Annotated in this window: 11 protein-coding genes; 3 read left to right on the top strand and 8 right to left on the bottom strand. The window is 59.6% G+C overall.

Annotated features, from left to right (window positions below; genetic code table 11):
- Positions 1 to 18: 18 nt before the first annotated feature.
- The 6 genes from AC2FJW_RS09995 to AC2FJW_RS09970 all read right to left on the bottom strand — a co-directional run bounded on the left by AC2FJW_RS09995 (position 19) and on the right by AC2FJW_RS09970 (position 5,878).
- A complete protein-coding gene (locus AC2FJW_RS09995) occupies positions 19 to 153 on the bottom strand; it encodes an aa3-type cytochrome c oxidase subunit IV (protein WP_142635378.1) in 135 nt (44 codons plus the stop codon).
- Positions 154 to 221: 68 nt separating this feature from the next.
- A complete protein-coding gene (locus AC2FJW_RS09990) occupies positions 222 to 782 on the bottom strand; it encodes a hypothetical protein (protein WP_496691823.1) in 561 nt (186 codons plus the stop codon).
- On the bottom strand, positions 769 to 2,607 hold the full coding sequence (locus AC2FJW_RS09985; RefSeq protein ID WP_496749988.1) for a glycerophosphodiester phosphodiesterase family protein: 1,839 nt from the start codon (positions 2,605 to 2,607) through the stop codon (positions 769 to 771). The genes AC2FJW_RS09990 and AC2FJW_RS09985 overlap by 14 nt, the downstream gene beginning before the upstream one ends.
- 63 nt (positions 2,608 to 2,670) lie before the next feature.
- Positions 2,671 to 3,120, bottom strand: a complete 450-nt coding sequence (locus AC2FJW_RS09980) for a DUF6173 family protein (RefSeq protein ID WP_142635374.1) — start codon at positions 3,118 to 3,120, stop codon at positions 2,671 to 2,673.
- Positions 3,121 to 3,125: 5 nt separating this feature from the next.
- Entirely contained in the window at positions 3,126 to 4,172 is a 1,047-nt protein-coding gene (locus AC2FJW_RS09975; RefSeq protein ID WP_142635372.1) for an MBL fold metallo-hydrolase, read from the bottom strand.
- Complete coding sequence (locus tag AC2FJW_RS09970; protein ID WP_271948509.1) at positions 4,172 to 5,878, bottom strand: acyl-CoA dehydrogenase; 1,707 nt, start codon at positions 5,876 to 5,878, stop codon at positions 4,172 to 4,174. Before AC2FJW_RS09970 ends, AC2FJW_RS09975 begins: the two co-directional genes overlap by 1 nt.
- A 138-nt stretch (positions 5,879 to 6,016) precedes the next feature.
- Here AC2FJW_RS09970 and AC2FJW_RS09965 point away from each other — a divergent pair, with 138 nt between their 5' ends.
- Complete coding sequence (locus AC2FJW_RS09965; RefSeq protein ID WP_496701792.1) at positions 6,017 to 6,967, top strand: L-threonylcarbamoyladenylate synthase; 951 nt, start codon at positions 6,017 to 6,019, stop codon at positions 6,965 to 6,967.
- Here the strand turns inward: AC2FJW_RS09965 and AC2FJW_RS09960 are convergent, their stop codons facing one another.
- On the bottom strand, positions 6,968 to 7,522 hold the full coding sequence (locus AC2FJW_RS09960) for a YqgE/AlgH family protein (RefSeq protein WP_496749987.1): 555 nt from the start codon (positions 7,520 to 7,522) through the stop codon (positions 6,968 to 6,970). It abuts the gene before it with no gap.
- 145 nt (positions 7,523 to 7,667) lie between these two features.
- On the opposite strand from AC2FJW_RS09960, the gene AC2FJW_RS09955 reads away from it, so the two are divergent.
- Both AC2FJW_RS09955 and AC2FJW_RS09950 read left to right on the top strand, forming a co-directional pair.
- A complete protein-coding gene (locus AC2FJW_RS09955; protein WP_496749986.1) occupies positions 7,668 to 8,480 on the top strand; it encodes a protein-disulfide reductase DsbD domain-containing protein in 813 nt (270 codons plus the stop codon).
- 7 nt (positions 8,481 to 8,487) lie between these two features.
- The gene (locus AC2FJW_RS09950; protein ID WP_496696497.1) at positions 8,488 to 8,904 is read left to right on the top strand and encodes an NUDIX hydrolase; all 417 of its coding nucleotides are present in this window, start codon (positions 8,488 to 8,490) and stop codon (positions 8,902 to 8,904) included.
- Here AC2FJW_RS09950 and AC2FJW_RS09945 read toward each other — a convergent pair.
- Positions 8,901 to 12,299 carry an efflux RND transporter permease subunit gene (locus AC2FJW_RS09945; protein WP_496749985.1) on the bottom strand — a complete coding sequence of 1,133 codons (3,399 nt, stop codon included), beginning with the start codon at positions 12,297 to 12,299 and terminating at the stop codon, positions 8,901 to 8,903. The two genes, AC2FJW_RS09950 and AC2FJW_RS09945, sit on opposite strands and share 4 nt — an antisense overlap.
- Between the last annotated feature and the right edge of the window lies 1 nt (position 12,300).

The raw sequence follows: 12,300 nt of genomic DNA, 5'->3' as shown, positions 1-12,300 counted from the left end.
GGTCAGCCTCGCCCGGGATTAAGCGGCGAAAACCGCCAGAAACAGGCAAAGGAAAGCAATCGCCACCACGCACCATGTGGTCGCTTTTACGAAACCGTTGAAGGTTTTGGTTTGAACGGTGATGTCCATTTCGCCGTGCTTATGTTCAGCCATGATTTTCAGAATCCTAATTCGCGTGTTTGATACGTTGGATAATCGAAAATCCTGGGCCTGTCACCACGTCATTCGGGCGCAGGTGACACGGAATCAAAGACCGAACACCCGCGATATCCGAACCCCCACCGCCAGGGCAGGCCCGAACAGGGCGCCCCGCCCAATCGCACCGCGCCATACATGGCCTCGGCGGTTATGGCATGGGCGGATCGTATCTGATCCGAAGTCATGTCATAGCGTTCGGCGTAAATTTCGGCGTTCTCATCCCCGTGTTGCCGCACGCAGGCTCTCAGGCTGTCATCGGCTGACAGGCGCGCGTCATAACTGTCTTCGGGGCGCAGGCCTCCGCCCGCGTGGTGATAGGCCCGGTCATGGCTGACACAGCAACTCTCCCATGGGGGATGCGCCTCGAAAAGGGCCTGAAAGCTGGGAAACGTGTCGGCAACAAAGCGCCAGCTGGCTGACAACCCGCCCGAGCAGCCATCCGTTTCAAACGGCGTCAATTCCGCAGCGCTCCGCTGTGCGATCAGCGCGCGATGGGCGGGCATCTCAAGACTGCGCATAAAGTCCTGCGCGCCGACTGGCGCCGCGATCAGCGCCAGAGAAACGGCCAGATTACGGGCTTTCATCGCGCATCGCATCGGTATCAACGGCCATGCCGAGCACCGTTGCCAGCCACAGCATCAGACGTTCAGCCGGCCCCATTTCAGCGCGGATACGCAAGACTTCTTTGGCCATTGCCGGTCGGTCCGTGATCAGCCCATCCACCCCCATCGAGGCCATGGCCGACATCTGCAACGGGTCATTCACCGTCCAGACATAGAGATCCTTGCCCGCGGCCTGCACCGAACGTACCAGCCCCGGCGTGGCCATGGCGGCGTTGACAGCCACAAAATCCCCTTCGAGACCCGACAGATCGCCCACAGCGGTTGCCGCCAAAACCCCCGCGCGCCAATCCGGGCGCAGTGCCTTCATCTTTTGCACAGCTGGATATTTCAACGACATGGTGGCGATGTCATCCTCCATGCCGAATTCCTCGACCAAGGCCACCACGCGGTTTTCCAGATTGACGTCATGACCGTAATATTTCAACTCGATGATCACCTTGGCCCTGCCTTTGGCCGCAGCCAGTACGTCGCGCAGTGTCGGCGTGCGTTCATCTGCGTATTCCGGGCCATACCAACTGCCGATATCGATCTCGGCCACGTCTTCCATCGTGGCATCCCAGACCTTCAGGTTCACCCCGGCCAGCTTCATGAAATCGCTATCATGGGCGACGATTATCTCATCATCCGCCGTTTCCTGCACGTCGATTTCAACCCAGTCCGCCCCGTCCTCAATCGCCTTCAGAACCGAGGCCATGGTGTTTTCCGGCCGCAACGCAGCGGCACCACGGTGGCCGATCACCTCGGCCCTGTCAGGGGCCTGAACGCGTTCCAGCAGGGATTGACCGAACCAGAGCCCGACCAATACCGCCACCGCCGCAATGCCAACAGCACTCAGCAGACCAATGCGCAGATTGCCTGGCGCGGGATGTGGTGGTTCAGAGGTCCGGATCTCGAAAAAACCGTCCAGCAAAACCGCCAGTGCTCCCAGCGCGGTGGCTGCCAAAACCAGCCCAGCCAACGACCAGAGCCCGGCGACCAGAAGGCTGTAGACTAGCGCCAGCCGCAGATGCTCTGCCCCCTGCAGGGGCACCAACGCGAATAATGATCCCGCGCCCCAAGCGATCAGCGCGGCAAGAACTGCCCTCAGCCCCAGCCAAAACACCAGTGCGATCTTGAGCCGCCCGCGCTTGCCCTCCATCCGATCCGCGCTGACCTGGAAAGCATCAGCCGGTGGCAGGTTTTCGAACAGAACCAGATGCAGTCCCAGCGCCCATGCGGACAGCTTGCGGATCAGCACCCATGCCATGACCAGCACCACAACTCCGATCAGCGCAACGGCGATCCAGAAAGACGGCGGATGGAAGGTCAGGTAATAGTTGATGTCATACTCGGTCAGCGTCCACCAGGCGATCAGAGCAGCGATAGCGGCGAAAGGCAGGATCAACAGGATGATCCGCAGAACCAGGCGTGCAGCAAATCCAAACAGCGCAGGCAGGCGCGACAGGATCAACTTGATCGCCGCGCTCCCCGCGCGCCACGGATCGCTTTCACCCATCCTCAGCGACCCGGCCATGACCGAGAAGACAAAGACCTCGGCCAGCAGGAACAGGCTGAGCATTGCGATTGCGACCGCAAACCCCAGCGGAGACAGGATGAACGCGGCAATATCCTGATCCGTCAGGGCGGTCTGGCTGGAGAGCGAAACTGCTAGGTTCACCGCAATCGCCACGCCCGGCGCAATCAGCGCAATCAGCAACAGGCGCACGGCGACATAGATCGGCACAAAGACCCGGCGGCGTGCCCACGCGCCCTTGTATGCTTTTGTAACGGCAGAGAAAGTGGCCACGTTGCGCCCCCCAAATGATTGATTCATTCAAGGCTGCGCAGACGTGAATTGCAAGTCAGGCTATCAGTTTTCTTCCAGATCAGCCGCCAGCCGGAATCCGATGCGATTGGCGGGCTTATCCTCGACCGATTTGGGCAGCGCTCGCAGCATCACATTCAACTGGCTGACATGCTGCACGAGCTGGGTTCGCGCCCCGGACCCATCTGCACCGTAAAAAGTGATGATATCAGGGTCGAAATAGCCCATCCCTTCGATCCGCATTACCCCGGCATCACCGCCAGTAAATCCCATGGCGACCTCATGATCCGCATCCAGCGTATTCTCGAAATTCTGGATATACAGGATCAACCGTTCATAGGCCCATTGCGCCGAGCTTTTGGTGGCTACGGGCTTTTGCAACTGGCCGGGCAGGTCCTTGGCGCCGGATTTCGCATCCGGGTTGGCATGCACCTCGTAACATCGGGGCAATGCTGCTGATTCCGCTGCCTCGGCTGAGGTTTCGATCTTGTCCATGCCTTCTACCCTTTGCGCTGAAACTCCCACGCCCCGTCCGCGCGCCGCGTTCGGGTAACAGCACCAATGTGGTAGAGATGGTTCAGATGTGCAACTGCTTCGACCAGAGCAAGCCCATACTCTCCTTCACCGATCTGGCGTTTGAACAAGGGCACAAAGCACTCAGCAGCGGTTTTGGGCTGGTCCAGATAATTCTGCAGACGGTCCAGCGCGCTGTGGTGATTGTCGATCAACTGCCTCATCCTGACCGGCAGGCCGGTAAAGGGCAGTTTGTGCCCGCCCAGCGCCATATGATCCGGGCGCGCCAGGTCTTGCAGGCGCTCGCAGGCTTCCATCCACTCCGCCACGGGATCCGCCATGGGCTCGGTAACATAGACGCCCAGATTGGGGCTGATCGAGCTGAGAACCTGGTCGCCCGTGATCACCAGATTATCGTCACGGCTCCAAAAAGTTGCATGTTCGGGAGCGTGGCCATTGCCCATATGAACATCCCAGTCGCGCCCACCCATACGAATGACGCTGCCCTGTTTGATCCGGGTAAAGCCCAGCGGCATCGGATAGACCGTGTCGCAGAAATTGAAGGGCCGTTCTGTCATCCTTTTGGCAAGGAAATCGGCATCCATCCCGGCGCTTCGGTAGTAATCCAGCGTTTCCTGCGGCCAGTTTTCCTGCACATCCAGCGTCAGCATCCGTGCAAACAGCCATGCGGTACGCGACGTGACCAGCTCGGCCCCGTGTTCAGATTGAAACCAACCAGCATTGCCAACGTGATCGGGATGGTGATGTGTCACCACCACGCGCGTCACGGGTTTGCCCCCCAGCGGTCCCGCCATCAGGTCCGCCCAAATACGGCGCGTCTTGTTCGAGGACATGCCAGTGTCGATCACCGTCCATCCGTCACCATCATCCAGCGCATAGATATTGACGTGATCCAGCGCCATAGGCAGCGGCAACCGCATCCAAAGCACGCCTTCGGCAATTTCAACGGCCTCGCCCAGGGCCGGAGCCTCGGGCCAAGGATAGCGGATCGTCAAATGTGTATCACCGTCCATCAGGCAGCTACCATTTCCTCGGCGCTGAGAGCAAAGACGTCATCTGCACCGTTCTGCGCCTGAACCAAAAGCCCCGAAAACTCAGGCAACAGCGCATTGATATAAAAGCGTGCCAGCTTGAAACGGGTGCCGTTTGGCTCGGCCAGGGCCGCCTTGAGGTGATAGTGACCGCCCAGAACGCGGGCGAATGCCTTCAGATAGGGCACGGCGCCGGCAAATCGCGTGTTCATGTCGGACTGCGATATCAGCCACTCGGTCGTTTCACGCAGGCTTTCCGTGGCCTCCCAGACAGGACCCGCCAGTTCCGGCATCGACCCACGCGCGCGTTCGGCGTGATCCTCGATTTCGTCCAGCAAACGGGACGCCGCTTCGCCGCCATCCATCATCTTGCGTGCGACAAGGTCCATGGCCTGAATGCCGTTGGTGCCCTCGTAAATCGCGGTCACACGGACGTCGCGATAGAACTGTGCCGCGCCGGTCTCCTCGATAAAGCCCATACCGCCATGGACCTGCACGCCTTCTTCCGAAACCCGCATACCGGTTTCGGTACCGAAGGCCTTGTTTATCGGCGTCAACAAGGCCGCGCGCGAAACCCAGTCCGCGTCGCCTGTTGCATTGGCCATATCAATCGCGGCTGCGTTTGCAAGCATGATCGCGCGCGCAGCAAAAGTATCCGCACGCATACTCATTAGCATCCGGCGTACATCGGCGTGATCGAGGATTGTGCCCGAAGGTGTCTTGCCTTGCTTCCGCTCAAGCGCATATTCCAGGGCCTGCTGATAGGCGCCTTCGGCGGCACCGATACCCTGTCCGCCGACGCCTAGTCGCGCGTTGTTCATCATGGTGAACATCGCAGCCATTCCGCCATGTTCCTTACCCACAAGCCAGCCTTTGGCACCATCATACTGCATCACGCAAGTTGGCGAACCATGCAGGCCCATCTTGTGCTCGAGCGAAACCACTTTCAGGTCATTTGCCACACCCGGATTGCCATTCTCGTCCGGCAAGTATTTGGGCACCAGAAACAGCGATATTCCCTTGGTTCCGGGAACAGCATCGGGCAGGCGTGCCAACACCAGATGGCACACGTTTTCAGCAAAATCGTTATCACCCCAGGAAATGAAGATCTTCTGACCAGACACCGAATAGGTGCCATCTCCATTCGGTTCTGCCTTCGACGTCAGCGCACCCACATCCGATCCCGCCTGCGGCTCGGTCAGGTTCATCGTGCCCGACCATTCACCAGCGATCATTTTGGGCAGGTACAGGTTTTTCAGCTCATCACTTGCGTGGTGCTCTAGTGCTTCGATCTGGCCCTGCGTCATGAGCGGCGCCAGTTGCAGTGACAGGCAGGCCGCAGACATCATCTCGTTGACGGCAGTGGTCAAGGTCATCGGCAGCCCCATACCGCCATACTCGGGATCGGCACTCATGCCGATCCAGCCCCCCTCGGCAATAGCGTTCCAACCGTCGCTAAATCCTGGCGAGGTACGCAACACGCCGTTTTCCAGACGCGCGGGCTCCAGGTCTCCGTTTCGCTGAAGCGGCGCCATAACCTCTTCGCAGAGCTTTCCAGCCTCGGTCAGGATCGCGCTTACGACGTCTTCGCTTGCTTCCGCGAACTTGTCGGTCGCTGCAATACGATCAAAATCAACCGCATGACGGAACAGAAATTCGTAATCTGCAACTGGTGCGCGATAGGGCATAATATTACCTCGGGGCTGTCTTGAACGGTCCGCGACGCCGGGGTTGGAAATCCGCTGACTCGCCGTTATTCATCTGGGTTAGAACGATTACGTACCCATCCTTATGCTACAAGCAATCAAAACGCGGCGTCACTCACAATGATCTCTAACGGTACACTCGAACTGTCAGCCGACCCGGCGGGAATTGCTCAGGCTGCGGATCTTTTGAGGCAGGGACAGCTGGTCGCTTTCCCGACTGAAACGGTCTATGGGCTGGGTGGGGATGCCCGCAACGGAGAGGCTGTCGCCAGCATCTATGCCGCCAAGGGCCGGCCCAGTTTCAACCCTCTGATTGCGCATGTCGCATCGGTAGAGTCCGCGCGCAGGTTTGTTGAATGGTCAGATCAGGCCGAGGCTTTGGCACAGGCGTTCTGGCCCGGCCCGCTGACTCTGGTTCTGCCGCTGCGGGAAGGGCACGGTGTATCGTCGCTTGTCACTGCCGGGCTGGATACATTGGCGGTTCGGGTGCCTGCGCATCCTTCTGCCCGGGCTATTCTCGAGATGTTCGACGGGCCGGTCGCTGCGCCCTCGGCCAACCCTTCGGGACAGATCAGCCCGACAACAGCCGCGCATGTCCGCGCCGGTCTGGACGGGCGCATCGCTGCCATTCTGGATGATGGTCCCTGTGGTGTCGGGCTGGAATCCACCATTGTCGGCCTCGCTGGAGAACCTGCTCTGCTACGCCCCGGAGGGGTGGCTTTGGACCAGATCGAGGCAGCTCTCGGCTCGGCATTGCATCTACACCAATCGGGCGACACGCTAACAGCACCCGGACAGATGCTGTCGCATTACGCCCCGGACGTGGCGGTCCGGTTGCACGCGCAGACTACACATGGTGACGAGATTCTCTTGGGATTTGGGCCGGTCGAATGCGACCTGAACCTGTCCGCTGATGGCAACCTGACCGAGGCGGCGGCCAATCTGTTTGCCGCTTTGCACAAGCTCAACAGCACCGGACGCCCGATTGCCGTGTCCCCTATTCCGGACCACGGATTGGGTGCCGCTATCAACGACCGGTTGCGCCGGGCCGCAGCGCCACGTGACAGTTGATTAGGCGCGCCCTGCGCTGGCCGACAAAGTCAGAGGATCGACGCCCAGCGTTGCCAGCGCCGCCTCCCATTTCTGATCATCGGGAACATCGAACACCAGCTTCGAATCCGCCTCGGTTGTGAGCCATCCGTTCATCGCGATCTCATCCTCAAGCTGCCCGGGTCCCCAGCCTGAATACCCTAGCGTCAGCATAGAGTTCAGCGGCCCTTGCCCCGAGGCCAGGTCTTCAAGCACGTCCAACGTTGCTGTCATGCTGAAATCGTCCGAAATCTGCAGGGAATGGAGGTTCGCGTCATAATCGGCGCTGTGCAGGACGAATCCGCGCGACATCTCGACCGGGCCGCCGAAATGCACCAGACGCTCACCCACGATCGGGATACGGCAAGCGATGTTCAACTGACCCAGCAGCGTCTTTATGCGTAAATCCGAAGGTTTGTTGATGATCAAACCCATCGCGCCATCGTCGCCATGGCTGCAAACATAGACAACCGAATGATCGAAACGCGGATCGCCCATCCCAGGCATCGCAATCAACAGTTTACCGGTCAGATCCATAAGACGACATCTCTTGCTGAGCTCCCATCAACAATGCCCCCGCAGTCCCGGTATTGGCAAGGGACGAGCGGCGATTTCGCTAGATTTCATTCGAGTGACCCGAACGTGACTTGGAATTCGCCTCGAGACCACGCATTTATAGGGTATGAACATTCACAATACATTTCTGGCAGCCGCCCTTGCCGTGACCGTTGGCGCGATTGGACCGGCATCTGCACAAGTGGTCGGCTCAGTCGCCGAATTGGATATCCTGGATGGCGGGCGCACAGCAAATGGAGCCTATCTTGGGGCGCTGCGGGTGACCCTGCAGGACGGCTGGAAGACCTATTGGCGGGCGCCGGGCGATGCAGGTATTCCGCCACAGTTCGACTGGAATAGATCAACCAATGTCGGCAGCGTGTCGATCACATGGCCCGCGCCGGATGTCTTTGATCAGAATGGCCTGCAGTCGATTGGATACCAAAATCAAATGGTCCTCCCTGTCGAAATTTTGCCGAAGAACCCGGCCAAACCCGTGCGGCTGAAAGGCACGGTGGATCTGGGGGTCTGCAAAGACGTCTGCATCCCGGAACGTTTGGGCTTCGATCATACCCTGAACGCCGAAGCAGAGCGCAACCCGACGATCGCGGCGGCACTGGCCAAGCGTCCCTATTCCGCCAAAGAAGCCCGGGTCGCCAACGCGCGGTGCCACCTGACCCCGACGTCTGACGGAATGCAGATCGAGGCGCGCGTCACCATGCCTTCCGCCGGTGGCCGCGAGGTTGCCGTGATCGAGCCCGGCAACCCCGAGCTGTGGGCCTCGCAAACCGACGCCAAACGGCAGGGCGGTACTCTGGTCGCCACATCCGAGGTGATCAACGCCTCGGGCGGTCCGTTTGCGCTGGATCGCTCAAAGATCCGGATCACTGTTCTGGGTGCCAATCACGCGGTGGACATTCTGGGGTGCAGCGCTGGCTGACCCCATGATGCAAACTCCGAAAATCGGTGCGCTTGCGGTCGTCATTCATGACGGGCACGTCCTTCTGGTTCAGCGTAGCAAGCAACCGGATAAGGGGCTATGGGGCTTTCCCGGCGGCCATGTGGAATGGGGCGAAACCGTCCTGCAGGCAGCACAGCGGGAACTGCGCGAAGAAACCTCGGTGATTGCCGAGCCGTTGCGGTATCTGGACAATCTGGACCTGTTGCGCCGCGACGCTCATGGCGCGGTTCTGTCTCATTACCTGTTGGTTGGCGTGGCCTGCCAGTATCAGACCGGGCAACCGGTTGCGGGGGATGACGCAATGGATGCACGCTGGTTCCCACTGGACTTGATCCGACAAGGCGCACTGCCCATGAGTGACCGGGTCACAAACCTGTTGGAAACCGCACTACGTCAGGGCTAGGCGGTGCGTCCTTTGAGACGGGCGTACAACAGGCCCGACAAAACAATGCTCACCACCAGAATCACCGTGGCGCCGGCAGTAAAAGCTCCAAACCCCATCCGCAGGATTGAGGGGCCCTCTGGCCCGGCATAAAGCCCCGAAACAAGGCCCGGTGGAGACCCGGTCACCGCAGGCCAGATCATCGTCAACGCAAACCAGAGCATCAAGGCAAACCCGGTGGCAACAAGCGCCCCCTGCACCACCCGATCCGGCGCCCGCACGGCACGGCGCATAGCCGTCATCGGCCGCGCTAGGTCGTTCAATATTCCCAGCAAGGCAGGCACAAGCAGCAACACCAGCACCATCCCAAACGCCAACCCATAGACCAGCGTGATTACAGTCGGCTTGAGGAACTGCGCCTGCTGCGATCCTTCGTACAACAGTGGGGTCAGGCCCAGCACTGTGGTCAGCGTTGTCAGCATCACCGGCCGCAACCGGTCCGATGTCCCCTCGATGATCGATGGCACCAACCCGCGGGTCTGCTGATACTCGTCAATCGTCGTCACAAGAACAATCGAGTCGTTGATGATGATTCCGGTCATCCCAAGCAGGCCAACGACCGTGAACATGCTGAGCGGGACCTCCCAGATATAATGACCCCAAATGGTTCCGACCAAACCAAACGGAATGATCGCCATCACCACCAATGGTCGGGTCCAACTGGCAAAGACCCAGGCCAGCACCAGATAGATGCCCGTCAGGCACAGGATCAGACCGGTACGGGCTTCGGACAGAAACTCTTCTTCCTGCTCGCTCAGACCTGCCATGGTCCACTCGACCTGACGTGTGGCTGCGATATTGGGCAGAATTTCCTCGCTCATCGCACGGGCGATCTCGGCCGCGCGTGTTGGATCATCCTCGGAGATATCGCCATAGACCGAAATCACCCGCAGTCCGTTTTCCCGCCGCACGGTCGAGAATCCGGATTTGCGCTGAACCGAAACGATATCGGCCAACGGGACATAGACTCCATCGGGCGTGCGCATCAGTGTGCGTTCCAGGAAATCGGCGGTCAGTTCTCCTTCAGGCAATTCAACCCGGATCTCGGCACTGCGCGGGCCATCCGGGAAGGTCGCGGCCTCGATCCCGTTCAGACGGTCCCGCAGCACCCGGCCCAATGTCTCGATCCGAAAGCCCAGCGCCTGTCCCTGCGCGGTCAGATCCAAAATGTATTCTTCCTTGTCATAGGCCAGATTGTCTTCCAGCGCTGAAACCTCAGGGTATTTCGAAAGCGCGACCTGCAAGTCCTCGGAAGCCGTTTTAAGCGTGTTCACATCGGCGCCGTAGAGCTGCACGTCAATCGCATCTCCTCCCGGACCAGACCGCCAGCCCCTGAAGCTGAGCAGCTCAAGTTTGGGATGGCTTGGCGCTATTTCCTGCAACTCTCCGACAAACTCGAAGCTCGAATAGGGGCGCAGGTCGGCATCTATCAACTCGATCGAAATCCCGCCCAGCAAATCCGTGTCCTTGCCATCCGCTGCCGAAAGTGCACGGCCCGCGGATCCCCCGATCTCGGCCAGCACGTAATCAATGGGGTTGCGCCCGTGCCGCTCTTCATAGCGTTGGCCAAGCGCCTCTACCGAGGCCTGTAGTTGGTGCATCATGGCCAACGTATCCGCGCGGCCTGCGCCCTCGGCCATGATAAAATTGCCTGTAACCGATCCACGCTCGGGCGCATTGAAGAACCGCCAGTTCACGTCCCCGCGGATGAACAGGGAAATCTGGCTGGCCAGAATGACGATCATCGCCGACACCACCACATAGCGTGCCCAGATTACCCAGGCGATCAGCGGTCGGAACAGCGTATCGCGCACCCAGCGAAACCCCTTGTTCACCACACGGTTCGGCAGGTCATACCAATGTTCCTTGGCAGAGTGCGCAATCGCGTGGGCCATATGGTTGGGCAGGATCAGAAAGCATTCGATCAGCGAGGCGATCAATACCGCTATCACCGTGAAGGGGATATCGCGGATTAACTCTCCGAAACGTCCACCAATCGCAGTCAGGCCAAAAAAGGCAATAACCGTGGTCAGCGTCGCAGCAAAGACCGGCATCGCCATGCGACGTGCGGCGCGTTCGGCGGCCACCATTGGTGGCTCACCCAGCCGTCGCGCGCGAAAATCGGCATGTTCACCCACAACGATGGCGTCATCCACGACGATACCCAGAGTGATAATCAAGCCGAACAACGACACCATGTTGATCGACAGGCCACCAATATACATGAACGCAATCGCCGCCGACATTGCCACCGGGATACCCGCGGCAACCCAAAAGGCAATCCGCGCATTCAGAAACAGAAACAGAAGGCAGACCACAAGACCCAGCCCAACCAGCCCGTTATCGACCAGAATATCCAGCCGGTCGGTGATCGCTTGCGCCCGTGTCCGGATCAGCTCGGCCTTTACGCCCTCGGGCAGGCTGGCTTGCATCTGCGAGACGACATCTTCGACCGTGTGTTGAATTTCTATCGCGTCGCCCAGATTTGACCGGTCCACACGGACGGACATTGCCGGGTTCTTGCCAACAAAATAGCTGCGGTTTCGGGTAACCCCCTCGATCCGGATCTGCGCCACATCACCGATCAACAGCTTTGAGCCATCGGTGAAATTGCGCAGCGTAATCCCTTCGATCTCTTCCGGGCTGCGCTTTTCGGTGCCGGTGCGAATGCGCGCATTGGCCCCTGTTACATCCCCTGCCGGATTGGCGTTGACCTCGGCAGCGATGGCTAAGGCGATCTCGGATAGGGTGATGTCGTTGGCGATCAGCTGTGCTGTGGGCACCTCGACTACAACGCGCGGCGCGGCGAGGCCCCGGATCGTGGTGCGGGTCACGCCAACAGCGAACAAACGGTTGATCAGCTCATCGGTGAACTTGGCCAGCTGTTCAGGATCGACAGGGCCAGTGACGACAACATCCGTGACGCGATCGCGCCAGGCGCCGCGTCGGATGGTCGGCTCATCAGCGTCGTCTGGCAGGTTGGTGACACTGTCGACCGCTGTTCTGACCTCTTCGACCGCGCGAGACATATCCCAGTTCGGCTCGAACTCCATCCGGATCTGGGCTGTGCCCTCGCGCGAAGTCGAAGAGGTGCTGGACACGCCTTCAACGGCCAGAAGGGCCGGCTCCAACAACTGAACGATGCCATTATCGACATCTTCAGGGCCAGCTCCATCCCAGCTAACGCTGACATCCACCCGTTCAAGGATCACATCGGGAAAGAACTGCGCCCGCATATTCGGGATGGCCGCCGCGCCCAGCACCAGCATAACTAGCAGCAGCAGGTTGGCGACCGTCCTGTGGCGCGTGAAATAGCTGAGTATCCCCCCAGCCGCGCCGGGAATTTCGCGCATCATC

The sequence above is a fragment of the Ruegeria sp. CDSA020 genome (assembly GCF_059612345.1).
This window is presented reverse-complemented; position numbering and strand designations above follow the sequence as displayed.

What these genes read in the sequence shown, in the direction of transcription:
- AC2FJW_RS09975 (WP_142635372.1), bottom strand. Translation starts at nt 4,172, where the DNA reads ATGGACGGTGATACACATTTGACGATCCGCTATCCTTGGCCCGAGGCT.
- AC2FJW_RS09950 (WP_496696497.1), top strand. Translation starts at nt 8,488, where the DNA reads ATGCAAACTCCGAAAATCGGTGCGCTTGCGGTCGTCATTCATGACGGG.
- AC2FJW_RS09965 (WP_496701792.1), top strand. Translation starts at nt 6,017, where the DNA reads ATGATCTCTAACGGTACACTCGAACTGTCAGCCGACCCGGCGGGAATT.
- AC2FJW_RS09995 (WP_142635378.1), bottom strand. Translation starts at nt 153, where the DNA reads ATGGCTGAACATAAGCACGGCGAAATGGACATCACCGTTCAAACCAAA.
- AC2FJW_RS09980 (WP_142635374.1), bottom strand. Translation starts at nt 3,120, where the DNA reads ATGGACAAGATCGAAACCTCAGCCGAGGCAGCGGAATCAGCAGCATTG.
- AC2FJW_RS09990 (WP_496691823.1), bottom strand. Translation starts at nt 782, where the DNA reads ATGAAAGCCCGTAATCTGGCCGTTTCTCTGGCGCTGATCGCGGCGCCA.
- AC2FJW_RS09970 (WP_271948509.1), bottom strand. Translation starts at nt 5,878, where the DNA reads ATGCCCTATCGCGCACCAGTTGCAGATTACGAATTTCTGTTCCGTCAT.
- AC2FJW_RS09945 (WP_496749985.1), bottom strand. Translation starts at nt 12,299, where the DNA reads ATGATGCGCGAAATTCCCGGCGCGGCTGGGGGGATACTCAGCTATTTC.
- AC2FJW_RS09955 (WP_496749986.1), top strand. Translation starts at nt 7,668, where the DNA reads ATGAACATTCACAATACATTTCTGGCAGCCGCCCTTGCCGTGACCGTT.
- AC2FJW_RS09960 (WP_496749987.1), bottom strand. Translation starts at nt 7,522, where the DNA reads ATGGATCTGACCGGTAAACTGTTGATTGCGATGCCTGGGATGGGCGAT.